The organism is Streptomyces sp. NBC_00210 (genome assembly GCF_045160975.1).
In the GTDB taxonomy this organism is placed as follows: domain Bacteria; phylum Actinomycetota; class Actinomycetes; order Streptomycetales; family Streptomycetaceae; genus Streptomyces.
Window position 1 is genome coordinate 6,582,502 of sequence record NZ_CP108120.1, and the last position, 23,123, is coordinate 6,605,624.

The 23,123-nt window shown below is 70.9% G+C and carries 20 protein-coding genes; 12 read left to right on the top strand and 8 right to left on the bottom strand.

All coding sequences use genetic code 11. The features are described from left to right. Window positions 1–43 precede the first annotated feature (43 nt). From OG729_RS29735 to OG729_RS29750, 4 genes are read right to left on the bottom strand one after another with little or no spacing between them, the layout of a single operon-like run. Entirely contained in the window at window positions 44–1,132 is a 1,089-nt protein-coding gene (locus OG729_RS29735) for an NAD(P)H-dependent flavin oxidoreductase (RefSeq protein ID WP_405808937.1), read from the bottom strand. Beyond that, entirely contained in the window at window positions 1,132–1,866 is a 735-nt protein-coding gene (locus tag OG729_RS29740; RefSeq protein WP_405808939.1) for a CoA-transferase subunit beta, read from the bottom strand. The genes OG729_RS29735 and OG729_RS29740 overlap by 1 nt, the downstream gene beginning before the upstream one ends. After that, the gene (locus OG729_RS29745; RefSeq protein WP_405808940.1) at window positions 1,845–2,696 is read right to left on the bottom strand and encodes a CoA transferase subunit A; all 852 of its coding nucleotides are present in this window, start codon (window positions 2,694–2,696) and stop codon (window positions 1,845–1,847) included. The genes OG729_RS29740 and OG729_RS29745 overlap by 22 nt, the downstream gene beginning before the upstream one ends. Continuing rightward, window positions 2,693–3,472, bottom strand: coding sequence for an enoyl-CoA hydratase family protein (locus tag OG729_RS29750; RefSeq protein WP_360874011.1), 780 nt, complete (start codon window positions 3,470–3,472; stop codon window positions 2,693–2,695). Before OG729_RS29750 ends, OG729_RS29745 begins: the two co-directional genes overlap by 4 nt. Window positions 3,473–3,528: 56 nt before the next feature. Here OG729_RS29750 and OG729_RS29755 point away from each other — a divergent pair, with 56 nt between their 5' ends. From OG729_RS29755 to OG729_RS29770, 4 genes are all read left to right on the top strand, one after another. Continuing rightward, complete coding sequence (locus OG729_RS29755; protein WP_405808943.1) at window positions 3,529–4,281, top strand: SDR family oxidoreductase; 753 nt, start codon at window positions 3,529–3,531, stop codon at window positions 4,279–4,281. Between the two features lies 1 nt (window position 4,282). Next, entirely contained in the window at window positions 4,283–5,164 is an 882-nt protein-coding gene (locus tag OG729_RS29760; protein WP_405808944.1) for an SDR family oxidoreductase, read from the top strand. A gap of 102 nt (window positions 5,165–5,266) precedes the next feature. After that, entirely contained in the window at window positions 5,267–5,656 is a 390-nt protein-coding gene (locus tag OG729_RS29765; protein WP_360874002.1) for a ribonuclease, read from the top strand. Between the two features lie 18 nt (window positions 5,657–5,674). Further along, window positions 5,675–6,061: a barstar family protein gene (locus tag OG729_RS29770; RefSeq protein ID WP_405808945.1), complete on the top strand. Its 387-nt coding sequence runs from the start codon at window positions 5,675–5,677 to the stop codon at window positions 6,059–6,061. Between the two features lie 14 nt (window positions 6,062–6,075). On the opposite strand, the gene OG729_RS29775 is transcribed toward OG729_RS29770, so the two are convergent. Beyond that, a complete protein-coding gene (locus OG729_RS29775; protein ID WP_405808947.1) occupies window positions 6,076–7,593 on the bottom strand; it encodes a HEAT repeat domain-containing protein in 1,518 nt (505 codons plus the stop codon). 23 nt (window positions 7,594–7,616) lie between these two features. After that, on the bottom strand, window positions 7,617–8,525 hold the full coding sequence (locus OG729_RS29780) for a hypothetical protein (RefSeq protein WP_360873993.1): 909 nt from the start codon (window positions 8,523–8,525) through the stop codon (window positions 7,617–7,619). Between the two features lie 240 nt (window positions 8,526–8,765). Between OG729_RS29780 and OG729_RS29785 the strand changes: the two genes are divergently transcribed. Next, a complete protein-coding gene (locus OG729_RS29785) occupies window positions 8,766–9,518 on the top strand; it encodes a serine protease (RefSeq protein WP_360873991.1) in 753 nt (250 codons plus the stop codon). A 276-nt stretch (window positions 9,519–9,794) separates the two neighbouring features. Here the strand turns inward: OG729_RS29785 and OG729_RS29790 are convergent, their stop codons facing one another. After that, window positions 9,795–11,552 (bottom strand): glycoside hydrolase family 35 protein, encoded by a 1,758-nt coding sequence (locus tag OG729_RS29790; protein ID WP_405808949.1) that lies wholly within the window; start codon window positions 11,550–11,552, stop codon window positions 9,795–9,797. A gap of 155 nt (window positions 11,553–11,707) precedes the next feature. Here OG729_RS29790 and OG729_RS29795 point away from each other — a divergent pair, with 155 nt between their 5' ends. From OG729_RS29795 to OG729_RS29815, 5 genes are all read left to right on the top strand, one after another. Then, the gene (locus tag OG729_RS29795) at window positions 11,708–12,595 is read left to right on the top strand and encodes a helix-turn-helix domain-containing protein (RefSeq protein WP_405808951.1); all 888 of its coding nucleotides are present in this window, start codon (window positions 11,708–11,710) and stop codon (window positions 12,593–12,595) included. A gap of 11 nt (window positions 12,596–12,606) precedes the next feature. Next, window positions 12,607–12,912 (top strand): chorismate mutase, encoded by a 306-nt coding sequence (locus OG729_RS29800; protein ID WP_360873982.1) that lies wholly within the window; start codon window positions 12,607–12,609, stop codon window positions 12,910–12,912. A 361-nt stretch (window positions 12,913–13,273) separates the two neighbouring features. Next, a complete protein-coding gene (pepN, locus tag OG729_RS29805; protein WP_405808952.1) occupies window positions 13,274–15,766 on the top strand; it encodes an aminopeptidase N in 2,493 nt (830 codons plus the stop codon). Window positions 15,767–16,000: 234 nt separating this feature from the next. Then, on the top strand, window positions 16,001–17,383 hold the full coding sequence (locus OG729_RS29810) for a pyridoxal phosphate-dependent decarboxylase family protein (RefSeq protein WP_405808953.1): 1,383 nt from the start codon (window positions 16,001–16,003) through the stop codon (window positions 17,381–17,383). Continuing rightward, the gene (locus OG729_RS29815; RefSeq protein WP_360873973.1) at window positions 17,380–18,819 is read left to right on the top strand and encodes a SidA/IucD/PvdA family monooxygenase; all 1,440 of its coding nucleotides are present in this window, start codon (window positions 17,380–17,382) and stop codon (window positions 18,817–18,819) included. The genes OG729_RS29810 and OG729_RS29815 overlap by 4 nt, the downstream gene beginning before the upstream one ends. Here the strand turns inward: OG729_RS29815 and OG729_RS29820 are convergent, their stop codons facing one another. After that, complete coding sequence (locus tag OG729_RS29820; RefSeq protein ID WP_405808955.1) at window positions 18,820–20,634, bottom strand: bifunctional metallophosphatase/5'-nucleotidase; 1,815 nt, start codon at window positions 20,632–20,634, stop codon at window positions 18,820–18,822. Between the two features lie 181 nt (window positions 20,635–20,815). On the opposite strand from OG729_RS29820, the gene OG729_RS29825 reads away from it, so the two are divergent. Further along, window positions 20,816–21,529 carry an SIMPL domain-containing protein gene (locus OG729_RS29825; RefSeq protein WP_360873967.1) on the top strand — a complete coding sequence of 238 codons (714 nt, stop codon included), beginning with the start codon at window positions 20,816–20,818 and terminating at the stop codon, window positions 21,527–21,529. 144 nt (window positions 21,530–21,673) lie between these two features. Beyond that, window positions 21,674–23,107, top strand: coding sequence for a pyruvate kinase (gene pyk / locus OG729_RS29830; protein WP_405808957.1), 1,434 nt, complete (start codon window positions 21,674–21,676; stop codon window positions 23,105–23,107). Window positions 23,108–23,123: the final 16 nt, after the last annotated feature.

The window sequence follows — 23,123 nt, forward strand, 5'->3', positions numbered from 1 at the left end:
GTGCGGGGTCCCCGTAACCGGGGCTCCGCCCCGGACCCTCCCCCTACGCCCTGCGGGGGCAGGGCGTAGGGGCCGGGTTCGGGGGCAGCGCCCCCGGCAGCGCGGCGAGCACCCCCGCCGCTTGCGACATCACCCGCCTCACCAGCTCCTCGCAGCTCGGCAGATCCTCGATCAGCCCCGCCACCTGCCCCGACGCCATCACCCCCACGTCTGTCCGGCCTTCGACCATCGACGCCCGCAGCAGCATCGGGGTGTTCGCGGCGAGCAGCACCTGGCTCCAGCTCAAATCCTTGCCGTGCTTCATCGCCAGCCCGTCGCGGAGCATCCGCGACCACGACAGGCCCGAGAGCTTCCGGAACCCCGCGGCCCGCCGCACCGCCTGCGCCAGCGCTCTCGTACGGCCCGCCCGCTCCAGGGAGTCGACGAGTTCCGTTCGCAGCATCCGGTGCGGCAGACCGTCGACCGCGGTGGTGACCGTGACGTCCTTGACCGTCGCGGCCAGGTACTTCGCCTTGACCGCGTCCGGGACGGTCGAGTCGGACGTGAGCAGGAAACGCGTGCCCATCGCGATGCCCGCCGCCCCGTAGGCGAGCGCGGCGACCAGGCCCCGCCCGTCGTGGAAGCCGCCCGCCGCGATCACCGGTATGTCGACCGCGTCCACAACCTGCGGCAGCAGCACGGTCGTTGCGACATCGCCCGTGTGCCCGCCGCCCTCGCCGCCCTGCACGATCACCGCGTCCGCGCCCCAGGCCGCCACCTTCTCCGCATGGCGGCGGGCCCCGATCGAGGGGATCACGACCACGCCCGCGTCCCTGAGCTCGGCGATCAGCTCGGCGGAGGGCGCAAGGGCGAAGGAGGCGACCCGTACGCCCTCGTCGATGATGATCCGCACCCGTTCGCGGGCGTCGCCGGCGTCGGCGCGGAGATTGACACCGAAGGGCGCGTCCGTGCGGGACATGACCTCGCGAACGGCCCGGCGCAGCTGGTCGACGCTCATCGTCGCGGAGGCGAGAATGCCGAGCGCGCCTGCGTTGGCGGTGGCCGAGACCAGCCGGGGCCCCGCGACCCAGCCCATCCCGGTCTGCACGATGGGGTGCTCGACCCCGACCAGCCTGGTCAGCGCCGTCTCCATCACGCGGGGACCTCGCGCTCGCGCGCTCCCGTCGGGTCGATCACCTCGCGGATCAGACGCAGCTCGTCGGCGCTCGGATCGCGGGTGTACGGGACGTCCGGGCCGATCGCCAGATCGAAGCCGGTGGCGCCCTGGATCTGCTCGACGGTGACCCCCGGGTGCATGGACGCGATCCGCATCGAGCGGTCGTCGGTCTCGAAGTCGAAGACGCCGAGATCGGAGACTACGCGTGGAATGCGGTGGTAGCGGGCGCCCGCCGCATGGTCGTAGCCCACGCCGCTCACCATGTCGACGCGTTCGACGAAGACCCGCGTCGAATGCCTCGGCACCCAGTAACTGACCGGATTGTTCAGGGTGTTGACGGGCGCTCCGCGCACCCCGAGCAGCTGCCGCTTCGGGCGCGCCCAGTCGCCGATGCAGGAGATGTTCTGGTTGCCGAAGCGGTCGAGCTGACTGGCGCCCATCATCACGTGCCGCTTTCCGCCGGTGACCATCGTCAGATGCCTGCGGTACGGCAGCCAGCCCTCCACCGCCCCGTCGAGAGACACCAGCATCGCCTCGCCGTCGGTCAGCAGCAGATCGGGCGAGAACGTACGCCTGGCGAGCCTGGCCCCCAAGGACGGGATCAGTCCCATGGGGCCGGCCAGCACCTCGCCGTTGTCGCGCCATGCCTCGGCACAGGCGATGACGCAGTACTCGGAACGACTGATCGTCACTGCTGCTCCTTGTGCCATGCCTGGACGGCCGACTGGTAGTCGTGCTCGGTGGCGCCGGCCAGAAAGCGCGCGGCGAACTCGGGCCACGGGGTGGTCGCGTACAGCTTCTGGAAGGCCTCGTCGCGGTGGTGGTCGGGGACGCAGGAGGTGAAGTGCGCGCCGTTCGGGGTCTCGACGACGCCGCTGACGCTGTGGCGCGAGACCAGCAGCGACTGGGGCGGTGCGTCCTTGGTGAGTTCGGCGGTTTCCACCAGCTGCTCACAGGAGACGTACGCAGCGTCGGCGGCCTCGCAGAACAGATCGTCGAAGTAGGGGTCGGGCCCCAGGTACTGGCCGTTGCCGATCCGGTCGGCGCGGTTCATATGGACGAGTGCGGCATCCATCCGCAGGGCCGGTACGGCGACGAACTCCTCCCCGTCCTCGTACGGCGAAGTCACCGTGCGCAGCCCGGGGTTGACCCGCATCACGTCGGAGCCGATGCCCGCCCGGACGGGGAGGAAGGGCAGCCGGTTCGCGGCGGCGTGCAGCCCCCACATGAACATCGCCTCGTCGATCTCCGTCAGTTCGAGCGAGCCGCGTTCGCGTGCGGCGCGGAAGTGCGGTTCGAGCGGGATCGAGTCGAGCGTGACGAAGGCCGTGACGAGTCTGCGGATGCGGCCGGCTGCGGCGAGCAGGCCGACGTCCGGGCCACCGTAGGAGACCACGGTGAGATCAGTGATCTCGGACCGGAGCAGTGCCCGCACCAGCGCCATCGGCTTGCGGCGCGAGCCCCAGCCGCCGATGCCGATCGTCATCCCGCTGCTCAGCCGGGACACCACCTCGTCGGGCGTCATCGTCTTGTCGGTCACGCTCGGTCCTCCTTGCCGAAGGTGTCGTTGCCGACGGTGTCCTTGCCGAAGGTGTCGCGGACGCGGTCGGCGACCCCGCTGAGGTTGGCCTCGAACGTGAAGCCCTGCTCGAAGCGGTAGCTGCGGCGTACGTCGACGGGGTCGATGCCGTTGATGGCGGCCTTGGCCAGCCGGATCAGACAGCCGTCCTTCCGCGCGATCTCCCGGGCCAGTCCCAGTGCCGCATCGCCCAGTTGCTCCCGTGGCACGACCTTCCAGACCGAGCCGTGGGCGTGCAGTTCGGCGGCGGTCACGGTGCGCGAGGTGTAGTACAGCGCGCGCATCAGATGCTGGGGGACCAGCCGGGCGAGATGGGTGGCCGCGCCGAGCGCGCCCCGGTCCAGCTCCGGCAGCCCGAAGACCGCGTCGTCACAGGCGACGATCGCGTCCGCGTTGCCGACGAGGCCGATGCCGCCGCCCAGGCAGAAGCCGTGCACCGCCGCGACGACGGGCACCTCGCACTCGTACACGGCGGCGAAGGCCTCGGAGCAGCCGCGGTTGGCGCCGAGCAGTGCCTCGTGCCCGGCATCGCGCTGCATCTCCTTGATGTCGACCCCGGCGTTGAAGCCGCGGCCCGCGGCGGCCAGGACGACACAGCGGACCTCGGGGTCGCGGCCCGCCGTGCGCAGGGCGTCGGCGAGGTCGTACCAGCCTTGTACGGGAAGGGCGTTGACGGGCGGGAAGTCGACCGTGACGAGAGCGATGCCTTTCTCGGGGCTTGCGGTGGAGACACCCATGGGCGGATCAGCTACCTTTCCACCAAACATTTGTTAGGTGAGGAAGGTAGCAGCCGATGGAGCTGGACGGGAGGGTCGCCGTCGTCACCGGCGGCACGCGCGGCGTCGGCGCCGGGATCGCCCGGGCGTTCCTTCGGGCCGGCGCCACGGTGGTGATCTGCGCCCGGAGAAGTCCCGAAGTCGCGATACCCGGTGCCGAGTTCGTAGCGCTGGACCTGCGCGATGCGGCCGCCGTGGGGGAGTTCTTCGACGGCGTCGTCTCGCGGCACGGCCGCCTGGACACCCTCGTCAACAACGCGGGCGGGACGCCGTACCGGCTGCTCGGCGAGGGCGATGCGGCCCGCCATGCCCGGGTGATCGAGCTCAATCTCACCGCGCCGCTGACCGCGTCCCTCGCGGCCCATGAACATCTGCGGACCTCCCGCGGTTCGATCGTGATGATCGGCAGCGTCAGTGGCGGCCGTCCTTCGCCCGGCACGGCGGCGTACGGAGCGGCGAAGGCCGGTCTGGAGAGCCTGGCCCGCTCCATGGCCGTCGAGTGGGCGCCGGAGGTCCGGGTGAACACGCTCGTCCTCGGCACGGTCCGCACCGAACTCTCCGCACTGCACTACGGGGACGAGGAGGGCATCGCGGCGGTCGGCCGCACGGTGCCGCTGGGACGGCTGGCCGAGCCCTCGGAGATCGGGGACGCGGCAGTGTTCCTCGCCTCGGACCGCGCGGCCTATGTGAGCGGGGCCGCACTGCTCGTGCACGGCGGCGGGGAGCGCCCCGCCTTTCTCGATGCCGCAACTGTCAACAAGGAGAAGTGAGATGACCCGGATCTGCGAAGGACGCGTCGTCATCGTCACCGGTGCCGGGCGGGGTCTCGGGCGGGCCCATGCGCTCGCCTTCGCCGCCGAGGGAGCGAAGGTCGTCGTCAACGACCTGGGTGTCGGCCTGGACGGGGCGGGCTCGTCGGCGAGCCCGGCCCGGCAGGTCGTCGACGAGATCACGGCGGCCGGCGGCGATGCGGTGGCCCACGGCGGCGACATCGCGACGACCGACGGAGCGGCTTGTCTCGTCACGGCGGCGCTCGAGACCTATGGACGGCTCGACACCCTGGTCAACAACGCGGGCTTTCTGCGCGACCGGATGCTCGTCAACCTCGACGAGGACGACTGGGACGCGGTCGTGCGAGTCCATATGAAGGGCCACTTCCTGCCGCTGAAACACGCCGCCGCGCACTGGCGCTCCGAGGCCAAGGCGGGTCGTCCCGTGTCCGCCCGGGTCATCAACACCACTTCGGGGGCAGGGCTGTTGGGCAGTGTCGGCCAGGGCAACTATGCCGCGGCCAAGGCAGGAATCATCGGTCTGACGCTGGTCGCTTCGGCGGAGCTCGGCCGGTACGGCGTTCAGGTCAACGCCATCGCGCCCGCGGCCCGTACGCGCATGACCGAACGGACCTTCGCGGGGCTCTGTGCGCTGCCGGAGGACGTCTCGCCGCTCGTCGTCTGGCTCGGCTCGTCCGGGAGTGCGGGCGTGACCGGGCAGGTCTTCGAGGCCGAGGCGGGCCGTATCACCGTCATGGAGGGCTGGCGGCCGGGCCCCACCGCCGACAAGGGCACGCGCTGGACTGCGGCCGAAGCGGGCAAGGCGGCGCTGAAGCTCCTGGCGGACGCCGAGAATCCGCAACCCGTGTACGGAGCGGGCTGAGCTTCACCCCCGCGAAGGCCGGCGGCCACTCAGGTTAACTCGTCGAAAACTAAAGGACGTTGGCCTTGACGCGTCCATGTCTACGCGCGTCATGATGTCCGTATGCGAATCCCCCCACGAATCGCCACGCTCGGCGGCATTGCCGCCCTGGTATCCACGCTCGTCATCGGCGGACAGGCCACGGCCTCCCCCACGGCTGCGGCCGCCGTCGGTGACATCTGCTACTCCGACCTCCCCTCCCAGGCGCACGACACCCTCGATCTGATCGAGCAGGGCGGCCCGTTCCCGTACAAGCAGGACGGCACTGTCTTCTCGAACCGCGAGGGCGTCCTGCCCTCGCACTCGTCCGGCTACTACCACGAGTACACGGTCAAGACGCCGGGCTCCTCGACCCGCGGCGCCCGCCGCATCGTCACGGGCCAGGCATCCGCCGAGGACTACTACACCGCCGACCACTACGCCACGTTCGACCTCGTCGACTACGGCTGCTGAGCCGGTATCCTCCGCCCCGTGACCAGGACCTATGTGATCGACGGGGCGGAGGTCACCGGCCTGGACAGCTTCTGGCGGGTGATCGGCGAGGCCGTGAACGGGCCCGGCGGCTACTTCGGCCGCAATCTCGACTCCTTCGCCGACTGCCTCAGCGGCGGCATGGGAACCCCGGACGACGGCGACTTCGCCATCGAGTGGCGCGACCACGAGCGCTCCCGTACTGCGCTGGGGCGCGACGAGACCGTACGGCAGCTTCAGCTGCGGCTGCGGCGGAGCCATCAGCTGAGCAGGGACGCGGTCCAGGAGCAGTTGGACCGGGCGAAGGCCGGCCTCGGCCCGACCGTGTTCGACTGGCTGGTGGAGATCATGCAGGAGCGGGCGCCGGGCGCGCTGCGACTGCTCTGACAGGCCGACGAGGGTCAGCGGCAGCGCGGCAGGGTCTGCTCGAGCCGCCGCTTGAGCTTCTCGTCCCTTATGTGCTGCACGGCGTCCGCGGCCGCCCCACGGGCGTATCCGTCCGGGTCCTCGTCCGCGAGAATCCGCGCCAGGGCCGCTTCCGCACGCGGATCCTGACGGATCGCCAGACCCCGGGCCGCCTCCGCCGAGGTCTCCACGTCCTGGTCGGTGAGCCGCGCGGCCAGCGCCTCCCGTATCTCGTCCGTATCGGCGTCCACGTCCGCCAGCGCCGTGGTCGCCCAGTCCCTGACATGAGGGTCCGCGTCCCGGCTCAGTGCGATCAGCGCGTCGATGCCCTCGGCGTGATCGCCGGGCACGAGCCCGAACAGCGACAGCGCCACCTGATTGCGCACCTCCGCGTCCGGATGACCGGCATGCCGCAGGATCTCCGGCAGCACGGCCGGATCCCCGTGGTGTCCGAGCCCGAGCACGACCGCCTGGATCAGCTCCGGCTCCCGCGCCTCACGGGACAGCTCGCGCAGCAGCGGCAGCGACCGGGCGGCGAACGGACCCAAGCCCTCGTTCCCGAACCCCAGTTGGGCCAGCACGTCCGCCGCGAACGCCTGGCGCATCGGGTCGTCGCTCGCGCACCATGCGGCCGCCGCCTGGAAGGTCTCCTCGTCGCCCCGCGCCCACAGCGCCAGCACCGCTTCGACCCAGTCGTCCTGGTTGGGATCCCCGCAGCGCAGCGCCCGCTCGGCCAGGTCCGCGTACGGCGTCTGGACACCCAACTCCTTCTCCAGGAGCGTCACGATCGCCGCATGGCCGGTCTGCTGCTCATTGCCCGCCCGCGGCGTGCCGTCCGGCTGCAGCACCTCGACGATGACGGTCTCCCCGCCGTCCTCGGCGACCCGGCGCGCCACCGTCTCGTACTCCTCGCCCTGCTCGTACGCGCTGAGCAGCCCCTCACGCAGCTCCTGCTCCACATCCCGCCCGAGCCACAGCCGGGCCTCGGCGAGCGCCGCCTTCTTGGCTCCGGCTCCGGCGCCGTGCCGCAGCAGGGCCCGCACCGTCGAGGGGGAGCCGCGGCGGGTCGCCAGCACCAGCGGCAGCTCGCCGCCGGGCCCCGGAAGATCGGGATCGGCGCCGTGCTCAAGCAGCGCCTCCGCGGTCGCCGCATGGCCGAGCGTCACCGCCCACCGCAGCGCCGTGAAGCCGTACGCCTCCTGCTGATCGGGCCGGGCGCCCGCGGCCAGCAGGGCCCGCACCACCTCGGTGTGTCCGCCGACCGCCGCCCCGCACAGCGGCAGATCCCCGCCCTCGGGACCGCTGCCGCGCGCGGGGTCGGCGCCCGCGGCCAGCAGCAGCCGCACGATGCCCACTTCGGCGCTCACCGCCGCCCGGTACAGCGGCGTCTGCCCTTCCTCATCGGTCGTGTCCGCGGGGATTCCCCTGCGGAGCAGCGCCACGACGGCGTCGTCCGTGCCGCTGTACACCGCCCGGAACAGCTCGCGGACTTCCGCAGCCGGCTCTTTCGTCATATTTCGAGCCTACGGAAGATCGGTCAGGTGTCGCATTCGAGAATCGTGCGGCACAGCCCGCAGCGGGCCCGCACCCGCCCCCGTACGGGAACGCGGATGCGCTGGTGGCAGGTGGGGCAGGGGAAGGAGACGAGCGGCCCGTCGGGCCCGCGCTCGAAGGAGTACGAGGACGACTCGGCGCCCTGGTGCCGGGCGGCCGCCTGGCCCAGGTGCTCCATCGCATGGCGCCGCTCCTTCGCATAGCGGTGGCGACCCGCCCAGCCCGCGGTGGTGAGCGGCGGCTGCTGGGCGTCGCGCAGCGCCTGGGCGCGGCCCTTGGTGTACGCGGTGTAGCCCTGCGGGCTGGTGAACCACGGCGAGGGGTCCTCGTCGAAGGCGATCGCCCGCTTGGCGAGTACGTAACCGAACTCCTCAGGGGTGAGATAGCCCAGCTTCTGGCTGGAGACGTCGTCCTCGCGGAACGCGTCGAGCAGCAGCCAGCCCGCGCCGAGGTAGGTGGTCGCCGTGTCGGTGAGGATCTCGTTGTCGCGGGTGCCGCGGAAGGACAGGTCGAGCCGGTGCAGCAGCACATGCATGATCTCGTGGGCGAGGGCGGCGCCGATGTCCCTCCGGTGGGTGCGGAAGCGGTCGTTCAGCTCGATGAAGTACTCGGGGCCCGCGGTGAGTTCGACGCTCGCCGCATGGTGCATCTCGCGGAAGCTCACGATCATCCGGGCGTCCGGCAGATGGAGGTGCTGGACCAGGGCGCGGGCCACGCGCTGTGCGCCGAGGTGGAGATCGTCCTGGTCGGAGAAGGTCACATCGGCGGGCAGGACGCTGGGGGCGTAGGAGTGCACGCCCTCCGGTGACAGCCGTCTGTGGACCGCGGTGATCGCCGCACGCACGGTGTCGAGGTGCGGATAGCCGTGTACGACCTCACTGCCCTTCGTCACCACGTCCCGTACCCCCCATGCACGACGGTCGGCCCGGCTCAACTCTACGGGGCGGCGGGCGCGAATCCGCGGCGGCGGCCTGGCCGAAAAGTGCGCCTTGTGGCCCGAGTGATCCACTCTCCATAATCCGGTCACGCCTTGTCGGGCCCATGTCAGCGCGCGTAGGGCTGCACCTGGAAACGGCGCCGGCGTACATCTCAACCCCCCACGAAAGGCAGTCCGTTGAAGCAGTTCATTCGTATGCTCCAGAGATGCGCCGCGGCCGGTGCCGTCGTGCTCGCGGCGATCAGCCTCCAGCCCACCTCGGCCTCGGCCGCCACCCCGCCCGTCGTCGGCGGAACCCGCGCCGCCCAGGGCGAGTTCCCGTTCATGGTCCGGCTCTCCATGGGCTGTGGCGGCGCGCTGTACACCAAGCAGATCGTGCTGACCGCCGCGCACTGTGTGAGCGGCTCGGGCAACAACACCAGCATCACCGCCACCGCAGGCGTCGTCGACCTGCAGAGCTCGAGCGCCATCAAGGTCAAGTCGACCAAGGTCCTCCAGGCCCCCGGCTACAACGGCACGGGCAAGGACTGGGCGCTGATCAAGCTCGCCAAGCCGATCGACCTGCCCACCCTGAAGATCGCCGACACGAAGGCGTACGACAACGGCACCTTCACGGTGGCCGGTTGGGGTGCGGCCCGCGAGGGTGGCGGCCAGCAGCGCTACCTGCTCAAGGCGCAGGTGCCCTTCGTCTCCGACGGCAGCTGTAAGCAGGCGTACCCCGAACTGGTGGCCGGTGAGGAGATCTGCGCCGGATTCCAGCAGGGCGGCGTCGACACCTGTCAGGGTGACTCCGGCGGCCCGATGTTCCGCAAGGACAACAACAACGCGTGGATCCAGGTCGGCATCGTGAGCTGGGGCGAGGGTTGCGCGCGGCCCAACTTCCCGGGTGTCTACACCGAGGTGTCCACGTTCGCGGCGGCGATCAAGTCCGCGGCGGCGAACCTGTAACTCCTGGGGCCCGGCCCCCGGACCCCCGAGCCAGGGGTCCGGGGGCCGGGTCTCTGCGCCTTGAGGCTCGGCCCCGGACCCCGCACCGGGGGGCTCCGCCCCGGGCCCGCCCCTTACGCCCTGCGGGCATGGGCCCCAGCGCCTCAAGCGCCGCACGGGCCGAATTCGGGGCTCCGGCCCGGACCCCGCAGCGGTTCGGCCGCGAAACCACCCACCGGACAGCAACCACCAACGCCCCCTGGCCCAGGGCAACCACGAACCCGGTGACTTGGAAAGTCACCCCAGACAGACCCCCGCGCCCGCCCCCTCCAGCTCCAGCACCCACACCTCGTTCGCCCCCTCCCTCAGCACCGGCCCCGGGACGTACATCCCCCGCTGCGGCCCCGCCGACCAGTAGCGCCCCAGGCAGAAGCCGTTCACCCACACGAACCCCCGCCGCCAGCCCGGCAGTTCGAGCTTCGCGTCCCCCGCGCCCCGCACCTCCAGCACACCCCGGTACAGCCCGGCGGCGCCGGGCTCCGCGGCACCGCCCTCGACCGTGCGGAAGGGGACCTTCGCGACCGCGCCCTCCTCGTCGAAGGCCATCAGCCGCAGCGCCCGAGCCCGTATGCCGTGCAGGAACTGCCGCTCGTGCAGCACGCCGCCGGTGATGCCCTTGGGCTCGCCCGTCCTCGGCCCGTAGTTCACGCGTCCCAGCGACTCCACCCAGAGCTCCACCTCGGCGGGTCCGGCCACCGGCTCCTCAAGGGCGGCGTTCTCGCCGCTCAGTACGCCTGCGCGTACCCCGTCGACGTACACGACGGCCAGGTCCCGCAGACCCTGGACGCTCAGCGGATACGGGCGGCGCGGGCCGGGGACGCGGACTTGGTAGCGGACCAGACCGCGGTCGACCCACAGCTCTTCGAACGTGGGCGGTACGGGACCTTCCGATTCCTCGTCGCCGAGCGCCTCCAGTACGTCGTCGAGCGGTGACCAGTCGGTGAGCTCTGCACGCACCGGCGTGCCCAGCGCGGCGGGCGCAGTCGGCAGCTCGGCCGGCGCGCCGTCGAGGTACGGCGCGAGTACGTCCCGGAAGCGCCAGAACTTCTCCGTCGGCCGTCCGTACTCGTCGATCGGCGCGTCGTAGTCGTACGAAGTCGCGGTCGGCTCCAGCTCTCCGTCGTGCAGTTCGCCCGCGCGGTTCGCCCCCGCCCAGCCCGCGAAGCTGGTCCCGCCGTGCGCCATGTACACATTCACGGAGGCGCCGGCTTCCAGGATCTCCCGCAGCGCGGCCGCCGCGTCCGCCGGATCCCGTACGGCACGGTCGCTGCCCCAGTGGTCGAACCAGCCGCACCAGAACTCCATGCACATCAGCGGTCCGGCGGGCCGATGGCGGCGCAGCGTCGCGAAGGCGTCCCGGGCTCCCGACCCGAAGTTCGCCGTCGCGAGCACTCCCGGGACCGAGCCGCCGGTGAGCATATGGTCCTCGGGTCCGTCGGAGGTGAACAGCGGGACGCTCACCCCGCAGCCGCGCAGCAGGTCCACGAGATGGCGGAGATAGCCCTGGTCACAGCCGTAGCTGCCGTACTCGTTCTCGACCTGCACCATGATCACGGGGCCGCCGCGGGTGATCTGCCGCTCGACGACCTGCGGCAGGAGCCGGGTGAACCAGCGCTCCACATGCCCCAGATACTCGGCGTCCTCCGTGCGTACGCGCCGTCCGAGGCGGCCGGTCAGCCAGTGCGGCAGCCCGCCGTTCTCCCACTCGGCGCAGATGTACGGACCGGGCCGCACGATCGCCCACAGCCCTGCGGCGTGCGCGGCGTCGAGGAAGCGGCCGAGCGCGTCGTCGTCGGCGTACCGGCCGGGCTGCGGCTCATGGAGGTTCCAGGGGACATACGTCTCGACGCAGTTGAGGCCCATGGCCCGCAGCATCGCCAGCCGGTGGTCCCACTGCGCCTCGTGCACCCGGAAGTAGTGCAGCGCTCCCGACAACAGCCGCACGGGCAGCCCGTCCACCAGGAAATCCCGGTCACCCACCGTGAAATCGGTCACGTATCGCCCCTCTCTCGGTCACGTACCGCGACCAACCTTCGCCCTCTGGCGGCGAGCGGGTCCATGGACAAAGATCGGCGCTGTTTGGACGCAGCGCAGGCACGCAGCACACACGCAGCGCAGGCACTCGGCGCCCGAGGAAGGGGCGGAAGCGGATGTACCACACCTGGATGCGCTATTTCACCCCCGGCCCGGTCCATCACCGGCTCGGTCTTGTCTGTCTGGGCGTGGGGCTCCAGCACGGCGTCCTGCCCACCGTCGGGCCCCGCACCCTCGACCACCACGTCGCCGTCGTGATCAGCGCCGGCAGCGGCTGGTTCCGCGGCACCGACGGGCGCCGCACCGCCGTCACCGCGCCCGCACTGATCTGGCTCACCCCGGGCGTACCGCACCACTACGGCCCCGATCCGGACCGCGGCTGGGACGAGAGCTTCGTCGACTTCGCCGGGCCTGCCACCGCCACGTACACCGAACTCGGCTACATAGAGCCCGAGCGTCCCGTCGTCCCCCTGTCCGACGCCGCCGGGGCCCGCGCCGCGGTGGGCCGCATCGCCCGCGCCGCACGCCGGGGCAACCCGCTCCTGGAGGTCGAGACGGCCGCCGCCGTCCATGAACTCCTGGTCGCCCTGCGCCGTGCCCGCGCCGACACCAACGCCGACGGCGACCCGGTGCTCAGCGCCCTCGCGCGGGACGCATTCCAGCCGCTCACCGTCGCCGAACACGCGGCCCGCCACGGTATGACCCCCGCCGAGCTGCGCACCGCGGTCCGCCGCGGCGCGGGCTGCAGCCCCAAGGACTACCTCCTCGCCATCCGCCTCGGCCGCGCCAAGGAACTCCTCGCGGCCACCGAGCTCCCGGTCGCCGCGGTCGCCCGCCGCGTCGGCTACGAGGACCCGGCCTACTTCTCCCGGCTCTTCACCCGTCGCGTCGGCACCGCGCCCATCCGCTTCCGCGAGCAGCAGGGCCGTACGGTCCCCGGCGGCTGGAGCAACCAGATTCCGGATCCCGAACACCCCCCGACGATCGCCACCGGTCCGACGTAAGCTCGCTGACCATGACCACGAGGGACATCGACGAGAACGTGCGCGCCGAGCTGAACCGACTGCGCGAGAGCATCGACAACATCGACGCGGCAGTCGTCCATATGCTGGCCGAACGCTTCAAGTGCACCCAACAGGTCGGCCACCTCAAGGCGCAGCACCATCTGCCACCGGCCGACCCGGAGCGGGAGTCCCGGCAGATCGAGCGGCTGAGGCAGCTCGCGGAGAGCGCGAAACTGGACCCGGCGTTCGCCGAGAAGCTGCTGAACTTCATCATCGCCGAGGTGATCCGTCACCACGAGACGATCGCCCGCTCCTGACCGCACCGCTCCTGCGTACTTCGTAAGGGCGAAAGCGGGTCCACCTCGGTTCCTGCGCGCTGCTGAAGCTGCTCCTCCCCGAGCCCGAGACGGACGCACTGCGCACCTTCCTGGCCGCACGGGCCGCAGAAGGCACACTCGTACGCGCAGGGGCGGACCCCGAAGTGGGCGACGCCGCCATCCGTCTCACCGACCCGATCCTGCGCGCTGACCGCCTTCGTCACCTACGACAGGCGACTGGCCGCGGCGGCCACCGAGCGGGACCTGCCGGTCGAGGCCCCCGGCGCGTAGAAGTGCGTGCGCTGACAGCGCAATCAATACCCCGTGTGCGGGACAGGTCCCATCAGGCAGCATTGCCCTCATGTCCGTACTGACGCGCGACGAAGCGCAGATCCGAGCCAAGCTCCTCGACGTCCACCGGTACACGATCGACCTCGATCTCACCACCGGGGAGCAGACCTTCGACTCACGAACCGTCATACACTTCACGGCTCGCGCGGACGGGGACACCTTCGTAGAGCTCAAGCCGGAAGTGCTGCGCTCCGTCACCCTCGACGGACAGCCCCTCGATCCCGAGTCGCTCGTCGAGAACCGGCTCGCGCTCCCCGGGCTGAGTGCCGGAGAGCACGAGCTGCGCATCGAGGCGGACATGCGCTACTCCCGTACCGGCGAGGGCATGCACCGCTTCACCGACCCCACCGACGGCGAGACATACGTCTACACCCAGCTGTTCATGGAGGACGTCCAGCGCGTCTTCGCCGCCTTCGACCAGCCCGACCTCAAGGCCGTGTTCGAGCTGTCGGTCACCGCGCCCGAGGGCTGGACCGTCCTCGGCAACGGAGTCGCCACGCACGACGGCCACGGCAGGTGGACCTGCGCGCCGACCCCGCCGCTCGCCACCTACTTCGTCGCCGTCGCCGCAGGACCCTGGCACTCCGTACGCACCGAGCATGCCGGACTGCCCTTCGGCATTCACTGCCGCCGCTCGCTCGCCCCCTACCTGGACGCCGACGCCGACGAGATCCTCGAGATCACGCGCCAGTGCTACGACCGGTACCACGAGAAGTTCGAAGAGCCGTACCCCTTCGACTCGTACGACCAGGCCTTCGTGCCCGAGTTCAACGCCGGGGCCATGGAGAACCCGGGCCTGGTCACCTTCCGCGACGAGTTCGTCTACCGCTCCGCCGTCACCGACACCGAGCGGCAGACCCGCGCCATGGTCATCGCCCACGAGATGGCTCACATGTGGTTCGGCGACCTCGTCACGCTCAAGTGGTGGGACGACATCTGGCTCAACGAGTCCTTCGCCGAGTACATGGGATACCAGACCCTCACCGAGGCCACCCGCTTCACCGACACCTGGGTCGACTTCGGCATCGGCCGCAAGTCGTGGGGCTACGACGCCGACCAGCGGCCCTCCACCCACCCCGTCGCGCCCGATCCGGAAGCCGTTCCCGACACCGCGTCCGCGATGCTCAACTTCGACGGCATCTCCTACGCCAAGGGCGCGTCCGCGCTGCGGCAGCTCGTCGTCTGGCTCGGCGAGAAGGACTTCCTCGCCGGCATCAACACCCATTTCGCCCGGCACAAGTTCGGCAATGCGACCCTCGCCGACTTCATCGACTCCCTGGCGCAGGCCACGGACCGCGATGTGCACGCATGGGCCGAGTCCTGGCTGCGGACGACCGGCGTGGACACCCTCACCCCGACGGTCGCCGAGTCCGGCGGCAGCTGGTCGCTCCGGATCGCCCAGGACGGCAGCCGCCCGCACCGTATCGCGGTGGGCGCGTACGACATCGACCCCGTGGACTCCGAGCGGCTCGTGCTGCGCACCCGCCTCGACGTGGACATCCCGCAGAACGGGAACGACGGCGCCCAGCCGGGCCGCCGTCCCGCCCTCGTCGTCCTCAACGACGGCGACGCCAGCTACGCCAAGGTCCGCCTCGACGCCACCTCCTGGGACACGGCCGTACGCTCCCTCTCCGGCATCCCGGACCCGCTGACCCGCGCCGTCGTGTGGAACGCCGCCCGTGACATGGTCCGCGACGGCGAACTCGCCCCCGCCGCCTATCTGGAGGCCGCCCGCGCCCACCTCCCGCGCGAGTCGGACCTCGCCGTCGTCCAGGGCGTCCTCGCCTTCGCCGCCATCCAGCTCGCCGACCGCTACCTCCCCGCCGACGAGCGGCCCGCCGCCCTCGGCGTGCTCAGGGGCATCTGCCGCGATCTGCTGCGTCGCACCGAGGACGGGAACAACCCCGGCCTGCGCCTCACCGCCGTACGCCACTTCATCGACGCCGCCGCACAGCCCGAGACGCTCCAGGAGTGGTTCGGCGACGGCAGCGTGCCCGGCGGCCCGGAGCTCGACCCCGAGCTGCGCTGGCGCATCCTGTACCGCCTCGCCGTCCTCGGCGCGACCGACGACGCGGCGATCGCCGCGGAACTGGACCGCGACCCCAGCGCCACCGGCCAGGAGGGCGCCGCCCGTTGCCGTGCCGCACTGCCGACCGTGGAGGCGAAGGCGGCCGCCTGGCAGCGGATGTTCACCACCGACTCCCTGTCCAACTACCTGTTCACCGCCACCGCCCAGGGCTTCTGGCAACCCGAGCAGGCCGATCTGGTACGGGAGTACGTGCCCCGCTACTACCCGGACGCGGTGGCGGTGGCCACCCGCCGCGGCCCGGCCATCGCCGAGGCCGCGGGCCGGTACGCCTTCCCGCTGCATGCGGTGGACACGGAGATGCTGAGCCTGGGCGAGGAGTGTCTGCGCGACGCCGAGATGATCCCGGCGCTGCGCCGCAAGCTGGTGGACCAGCTCGACGACCTCCGCCGCGCGCTGAGGGTGCGCGCGGGGTAATAACCGTTCCGGGGGGCTCCGCCCCCTACGCCCTGCGGGCGTAGGGGGACCCCCAGAAGGGCGTACCGGGGTCCGGGGCGGAGCCCCCCACGCGGCGGAGCCGCAAATTGTCACAGTCAGGAAGGGGCGGTCGGGGAACACGCCCCGCGCAGCGGCCCACCCCCACCGCCAATACCACCTTCGGGTTCCGATCGTTGAGGTACGCGACACCCCGCGCTCACCCGAAGGACCCGCATGAGTACGCCGCCAGGCCCGCCCCTCGCCGGAGGGACCACAGGCCCCGACGCCCTGGGGCCGCTGCTCGCCGTCGTGCTCGACGCACTCAGCGCAGGCGCGGCGGCGCGCGGCGGGCCGTTCCCGCAGGGCGGCCCCGGCGCCGTCGCCGCGCGCGTGCGCGAGGCCGCCGAACCCGTGCTCCCCGACCTCGGCACCGGCGCCGAAGCCGCCCTGCGCACCCTCGTCCACACCCTCGCGCACGGCGCCGCCGACCCCGCCGACCCGCTGTGCGCCGCGCATCTTCACACCCCGCCCCTCGCGCTCGCCGTCGCCGCCGACCTCGCCGCCTCCGCGCTCAATCCGTCGCTGGACTCCTGGGACCAGGCCCCGGCCGCGTCCGAGCTGGAGGCCGCGGTCTGCCGCGCGCTCGCCGCCGAGGTCTATCCGCACGGGCCCGACCCCGACGCCCTGGTCACCACCGGCGGCACCGAGTCCAACCAGCTCGGCCTGCTGCTCGCCCGCGAACGCCACGGCGCGGTCCAGGTGATCTGCGGGGCCGCCGCCCACCACTCCGTACACCGCGCGGCCTGGCTGCTCGGCCTGCCCGAGCCGGTGACCGTACCCACCCCCTCCGGCGTTCTCGACCTCGTCGCGCTGGACGAAGCGCTCACGGAGGTGACCGGCCCGCTCCTCGTCGCCGCCACCGCCGGCACCACCGACACGGGACGAATCGATCCGCTCCCCGAGATCGCCGACCTCTGCGACCGTCACGGCGCCGAGCTCCATGTGGATGCCGCCTACGGCGGACCGCTCGTGTTCAGCGAAGAACACGGTGGCAAGCTCGCGGGCCTGCAGCGCGCCCACTCCGTCACCCTCGACCTGCACAAACTGGGCTGGCAACCGGTCGCGGCCGGCCTGCTCGCCGTACCGGACCGGGTCCGCCTCGCCCCCCTCGCCGTCAGCGCCGACTACCTCAACGCCGACGACGACACCGAGGCAGGCCTGCCCGACCTGCTGGGCCGCTCCCTGCGTACGACCCGCCGCCCCGACATCCTCAAGGTCGCCGTCACCCTCCGGGCCCTGGGCCGCACAGGTCTCGCCGCGCTGATCGACCGCAGCTGCGCCGCCGCCCACCAGTTCGCCGGCCTGATCGAGCAGCACCCCCGCCTGGAGCTGTACGAGCGGCCCACCCTCCCCACCGTCCTGTTCCGCCCCGCCGCGGCCACCGACGAGCAGACCGCCGCCATCCGCCGCACCCTCCTCGCCGAGGGCCGCGCCGTTCTCGGCCGGGCCCGCGCGGAGGGCCGGCTCTGGCTCAAGGCCACCCTGCTCAACCCGCACGCCACCCTGGGCGACCTGGAAGCCCTGATCGAACTCGTGGAAGGCAGCACCCCCCGATGACCGGAACGCCTGCAACCGAACCCACCCCCTACGCCCTGGGGGGGTGGGGGGACTCCCAGCCCCATGACCTCGTGGGCGTCGGCATCGGGCCGGTCAACCTCTCCCTCGCCGCTCTCGCGCACGGCGTCCCGGGCGGACTCGCCACCGCCTTCTACGAGCAGCGGCCCGCCTTCGCCTGGCATCCCGGCCTGCTGATCGAGGGTTCGACGATCCAGGTCCCCTTCCTCGCGGACCTGGTGACCCTCGCCGACCCGGCCAGCCCCTGGACCTTCCTCAACTATCTGCGCTCCCAGGAGCGGCTCTTCCCCTTCTACTTCGCCGAGAAGTTCCACATCCACCGTGCCGAGTACGACGCCTACTGCCGCTGGGTCAGCGACAAGCTGCCCGGTCTGTACTTCGGCCACCAGGTCGACGCCGTCCGCTGGAACCCCGAACGCGCCCTGTTCGAGGTCGACTTCACCCAGCTCGACGCCGAGGGCGAGGTCGAGGCCCTGGGCCGCGCATACACCCGGAACATCGCGCTCGGCGTCGGCACCGAGCCGTACGTCCCCGAGCCGCTCAAACCGCTCGCCGACGCCGTCACCGTCCCGGTCATCCACTCCGCGGACTATCTCCACCACCGCGAACGGCTACTGGCCGCCGAGCGCATCACGATCATCGGCTCCGGGCAGTCGGGCGCGGAGGTCTTCCTCGACCTGCTGCGGGCCCGCCCCGCGGGGAGCGAGAAGCTTCACTGGCTGGGCCGTTCGGAGGCGTTCGCGCCGATGGAGTACTCCAAGCTCGGCCTGGAGCACTTCACCCCCGACTACATGCGCTACTTCCACGCGCTGCCCGAACAGACGCGCAACGGCCTCGTCCCGCGCCAGTGGCAGCTCCACAAGGGCATCGACGCCGACACCATCGCGGCGATCCACGACGAGCTCTACCGCCGTACGCTGCACGGCGGCTGGCCCGACGCCGTCCTCGCCCCCGGCGTCACCGTCCGCACCGCGGGCCGGGTCGGCACCACCAAGATCGAGCTCCACCTGGAGCACACCCAGCAGGGCAGCCGCTCCCGGCTCACCACCGACGCCGTGGTCCTGGCCACCGGCTACCGGGAGCGCCCGGTGGACCGGATGCTCGTCGGCCTCGACAGGTACATGCGCTGGGACTCGGCCGGACGGCCGCTCATCGACGACCAGTTCCGGCTGTGTCTCGACGAATCGGTGCGCGGCTCGGTGTACGTACAGAACGCGGAGCACCATACGCACGGTGTGGGCGTGCCCGACCTCGGGCTCGCGGCGTGGCGCAGCGCCGGCATCCTCAACTCCCTGACCGGCAAGGAGCCCTATCCGCTGCCGCGCCGCACCGCCTTCACCAGCTTCGGCCTGGACCGCGAACAGGCCCGCCCGGCACGGGTGCCGGCGGGCCTGCTGCCATTGGTGGAACAGTCCTGATCAGAAGACCGGCGTACCGTCCCGGGTCAGCTTCCAGCCCACCGTCGCGAACTGCGCCGGGTCGACCGAGCCCTTCGCCTTCACCCAGTTGATGATCGTGTTCCGGATCTCCTCCGAATTGGCCCACAGCTGCTGGGCCTTGGCGACATGCGGGAAGTTCCCGCCACCGGCGGCCCGGTAGTTGTTGACGGCCAGCACGAACTGCGCCGCCGGGTCGACCGGCTTGCCGTCGAAGGACAGCTTCGCGATCCGTGCACCGGCCGGCTTGGCGATGTCGATCTCGTACGTCAGACCCGAGATCGCGTCGTAGTTGTAGTCCGGGGTGTTGTCGGCGTTGGTCAGCTTGGCGGTGTCGACGGGGCCGCCCGCCGGCGTCTGGACGTAATACCGCGCCGAGAACTCCAGATAGTCCTTGATCTGCGCGCCGGTCAGCAGCCGCGCCTCCAGGGTGTTCTCGAAGACATAGAGACCGGCCGCGTCCCTGATGGTCACCTGCCCCGCCGGGATCGCCGCGGTGCGCGAGAAACAGGAGGCCTGCGAGAGGACGGGCAGTGCCGCGTACTGGCCGCCGGCCAGCGCCGCCTTCACCGTCTCCGCCTGGACGTGGCTGATCAGATCGATGATCGGCTCGTCCTTCCACGGCGCATCGGCCGTGGTCATCGCGGCGGTGGAGGTGCCGATGATCTGGTTGACGTAGGCCACGACCTTCGTGTGCTCGTCGCCGAGCAGCTTGGCGATCTTCGGGTCCTCGTCGGCCGTGTTGGAGTTGAGGACCTGCGCGCCGACAGTCTCGACTGTCCAGCGGCCCTTCTGCCAGACCAGTTCGAAGTCGAACAGGGTCAGCCGCTGGCCCCACTTGAGCGGCTCGGAGAGCACGACCTTCTGGCCGGTCTCCTTGTTGGCGACGAAGTACTCGGCGATTTCGGTGTGCGCGTGGCCGACGAGTATCGCGTCGATGCCGGGCACCTGCTCGGCGACCAGAGCGGCGGCGTTCTCGATGTACGGGAGCTGGTCGCCGTACGAGGACGTGCCGCTGGAACCCGAGTGGGCAGAGACGATCACGACGTCCGCGCCCATGGAGCGCAGCTTCGGCACCCACTTCGCGGCCTGCTCCTCCAGACCGGGGAAGACCATCTTGCCCTGGACGTTGGCCTTGTCCCAGATCGCGATGCCGGGGTTGGTCAGGCCCAGGACCGCGACCTTGACGTCACGGCCGTGCGGGGTGCACAGCCGGTGGATGCTGTACGGCGGGAAGGCCGGGCGGAGCGTCCTGGCGTCCAGCGCGTTCGCGCCGAGCAGCGGGAAGCGGCACTGCTGCTGGAACTTGCGCAGCACCGGGATGCCGTAGTTGAACTCGTGGTTGCCGAGCGCCGCCGCGTCGTATCCGATGGCGTTCATGGCCTGGGCCATGGGGTGCACCGGGCCGCGCTCGGCCGTGATCGGGTCGACCTTGGCGTAGTAGTACGAGAGCTGGGTGCCCTGGATGGTGTCACCGGCGTCGATGAGCAGCGTGTTGCGCCGGCCCCTCTGCGCCCGGATCTTCTCCACCAGCGTGGAGATCTTCGCCAGGCCCACGTCGTTGTGCGCCTTGTCGTCGAACTCCTTGTCCGTGAAGTAGTCCCAGTTGAAGACATTGCCGTGCAGATCGGTGGTGCCCATGACGGTGAAGGAGTACCGCTTCGGCGGACGTCCCCGGCCGTGGTCCTGCTCGGTGGCCTCTGCGGCTTCGGCCGGCAGCGCGGCGCTGCCGACGATGGCCACACCGGCCCCGGCGGCGGCCGACCGCTCCAGGAACGTCCTACGGTTCAGCGGCATTTCGTCTCCCTCGTTTCGGTGCTGCGCGCCGTGCACAACGCGCGTAGATTCTGTCTCAGGAGTACCAATCAACAACAGCCCTCGCGGGTTTCTATCTGATGTCTGCCGGTTGTCCCGCGAGGGATGCAAAGGTGTCCATTACGTCCGCCGGTACGACCACGCAGTACAGAGGGAGCCTCCCGTGACCACCGACGCACCCGCCACCGCCGCGCCGTACGGCACCCCCGAGACGCCGCGGGTCGCCGTGCGCGGCGAGGCACGCCTGGAGTTCGACCCGGAGATCGCCAGGATCGGTGTCACGGTCAGCGCGCGCGGCACGGACCGGCGCAGCGCGCTCGAGGACCTCACCCGGCGCAACTCAGGCGTCCTGGACCTGATCAAGTCGTACGGCGAATCGGTGGAGAAACTGGAGACCGGCGCCTTCTCCATCACCCCCGAGCTCACCCGGCACGGCCGCGGCGAACGCGTCCGCGCCTACTACGGCCGCGTCCACATCACCGCCGAGCTCGGCGACTTCACCGCGCTCGGCGAGCTCACCACCCGCCTCGCGGACCTCGAACTCACCCGGGTGGACGGCCCCTGGTGGGCGCTGCGCCCGGACTCGCCGGCCCACGGCGAGGCGCGCCGCCAAGCGGTGAAGGAAGCGGTCCAGCGGGCCCGCGAATACGCCGAGGCCCTCGGCGCGCGACTGGCCGCACTGGTGGAGCTCGCCGACCTCGGCGCCGAGAACGCCGTTGCATATGGAATGCCGCCCGCCCCCGGCGGCATGAGGATGGCCGCATACGGATCCGACGAGTCCGCCGAAATGGCCCCGGCCCTTGACCTGGAGCCGCAGCGACAGACTGTGTACGCGCAGGTCAACGCCCGCTTTACGATGACGCCGCCGAAGCTCTAGTCAGGGAGCGCCGAACGGCCGGAAATGCTCATCGGAGCACCCCCGCGCCCAATTCAACACTTGTCAATAACCCTTCACGCAAAGGTTGTTGAGTAGTCATCCGGGACCAATTCTCTACTGGCCGGTAAGGCCTAGGCTCGAACTATGCGCCGAGCAAAGATCGTCTGTACTCTGGGGCCCGCCACCGACACATACGACCAGATCAAGGCATTGGTCGAGGCCGGAATGGACGTCGCCCGCTTCAACCTCAGCCACGGCACCTACGCCGAGCACGAGGAGCGCTATCAGCGCGTACGCAAAGCCTCCGACGAAACGGGCCGCAGCGTCGGCGTCCTCGCCGACCTTCAAGGCCCGAAGATTCGTATGGGACGCTTCCGCGAAGGCCCCGTACTCCTTGAACGCGGCGATGAATTCACCATCACCGTCGAGGAGATCGAGGGCGACCGCGAGATCTGCGGCACCACCTACCCGGGCCTGGCCGACGATGTCACTCCCGGTGAGCGCATCCTCGTCGACGACGGCAAGGTCGCCCTCGAAGTGACCTCGGTCGACGGCCCCCGCGTCCACACCCTCGTCGTCGAAGGCGGCATGGTCTCCGACCACAAAGGACTGAACCTCCCCGGGGTCGCCGTCTCGGTGCCAGCTCTCTCCGAGAAGGACATCGAAGACCTCCGCTGGGCGCTGCGCATCGGCGCGGACATCATCGCGCTCTCCTTCGTACGCAGCGGACGCGACATCGAGGACGTCCACCGGATCATGGCCGAGGAGAACCGCCGCCTCCCGGTCATCGCCAAGATCGAGAAGCCGCAGGCCGTCGAGAACATCGACGACATCGTGGCCGCCTTCGACGGGATCATGGTCGCCCGCGGTGACCTCGGCGTCGAGATGCCCCTCGAGCAGGTGCCGATCGTCCAGAAGCGCGCGATCAAGCTCGCCAAGCGCAACGCCAAGCCGGTGATCGTCGCGACCCAGATGCTCGACTCGATGATCGACAACTCCCGCCCCACGCGCGCCGAGGCGTCCGATGTCGCCAACGCCGTGATCGACGGCACCGACGCCGTGATGCTCTCGGGCGAGACGAGCGTCGGAAAGTACCCCATCGAGACGGTGCGGACGATGGGCCGCATTGTCGAGGCGGCCGAGGAGGACGTGCTCGCCAAGGGCCTGCCGCCACTGACCGAGCGGAACAAGCCCCGTACGCAGGGCGGCGCCGTGGCCCGTGCGGCGGCGGAGATGGGTGACTTCCTGGGCGCGAAGTTCCTGGTCGCCTTCACCCAGTCCGGCGATACCGTCAGGCGCCTGTCCCGCTACCGCTCGCCGATCCCGCTGCTGGCCTTCACGCCGGACCCGGCCACCCGCTCCCAACTGAACCTCACCTGGGGAGTGGAGACCTTCCTCGGCCCGAGCGTCGAATCCACCGACGCGATGGTCGCCCAGGTCGACGAGGAGCTGCTGAAGATCGGCCGCTGCGAGAAGGGCGACATCGTGGTGATCACGGCCGGCTCCCCGCCCGGAGTACCAGGCTCCACGAACCTGGTGCGGGTGCATCACATCGGCGAGGACGACAGCCCCAAGTAAACGCCGTGAGGCCCCC

Excerpts from the sequence above, each read along its gene's own strand:
- OG729_RS29800 (WP_360873982.1), top strand. The coding sequence starts at position 12,607 with ATGACCACGAGGGACATCGACGAGAACGTGCGCGCCGAGCTGAACCGA.
- OG729_RS29820 (WP_405808955.1), bottom strand. The coding sequence starts at position 20,634 with ATGCCGCTGAACCGTAGGACGTTCCTGGAGCGGTCGGCCGCCGCCGGG.
- OG729_RS29785 (WP_360873991.1), top strand. The coding sequence starts at position 8,766 with ATGCTCCAGAGATGCGCCGCGGCCGGTGCCGTCGTGCTCGCGGCGATC.
- OG729_RS29775 (WP_405808947.1), bottom strand. The coding sequence starts at position 7,593 with ATGACGAAAGAGCCGGCTGCGGAAGTCCGCGAGCTGTTCCGGGCGGTG.
- OG729_RS29755 (WP_405808943.1), top strand. The coding sequence starts at position 3,529 with ATGGAGCTGGACGGGAGGGTCGCCGTCGTCACCGGCGGCACGCGCGGC.
- OG729_RS29765 (WP_360874002.1), top strand. The coding sequence starts at position 5,267 with ATGCGAATCCCCCCACGAATCGCCACGCTCGGCGGCATTGCCGCCCTG.
- pepN (WP_405808952.1), top strand. The coding sequence starts at position 13,274 with ATGTCCGTACTGACGCGCGACGAAGCGCAGATCCGAGCCAAGCTCCTC.
- OG729_RS29740 (WP_405808939.1), bottom strand. The coding sequence starts at position 1,866 with ATGGCACAAGGAGCAGCAGTGACGATCAGTCGTTCCGAGTACTGCGTC.
- OG729_RS29795 (WP_405808951.1), top strand. The coding sequence starts at position 11,708 with ATGTACCACACCTGGATGCGCTATTTCACCCCCGGCCCGGTCCATCAC.
- OG729_RS29760 (WP_405808944.1), top strand. The coding sequence starts at position 4,283 with ATGACCCGGATCTGCGAAGGACGCGTCGTCATCGTCACCGGTGCCGGG.
- OG729_RS29815 (WP_360873973.1), top strand. The coding sequence starts at position 17,380 with ATGACCGGAACGCCTGCAACCGAACCCACCCCCTACGCCCTGGGGGGG.
- OG729_RS29810 (WP_405808953.1), top strand. The coding sequence starts at position 16,001 with ATGAGTACGCCGCCAGGCCCGCCCCTCGCCGGAGGGACCACAGGCCCC.
- pyk (WP_405808957.1), top strand. The coding sequence starts at position 21,674 with ATGCGCCGAGCAAAGATCGTCTGTACTCTGGGGCCCGCCACCGACACA.
- OG729_RS29735 (WP_405808937.1), bottom strand. The coding sequence starts at position 1,132 with ATGGAGACGGCGCTGACCAGGCTGGTCGGGGTCGAGCACCCCATCGTG.
- OG729_RS29750 (WP_360874011.1), bottom strand. The coding sequence starts at position 3,472 with ATGGGTGTCTCCACCGCAAGCCCCGAGAAAGGCATCGCTCTCGTCACG.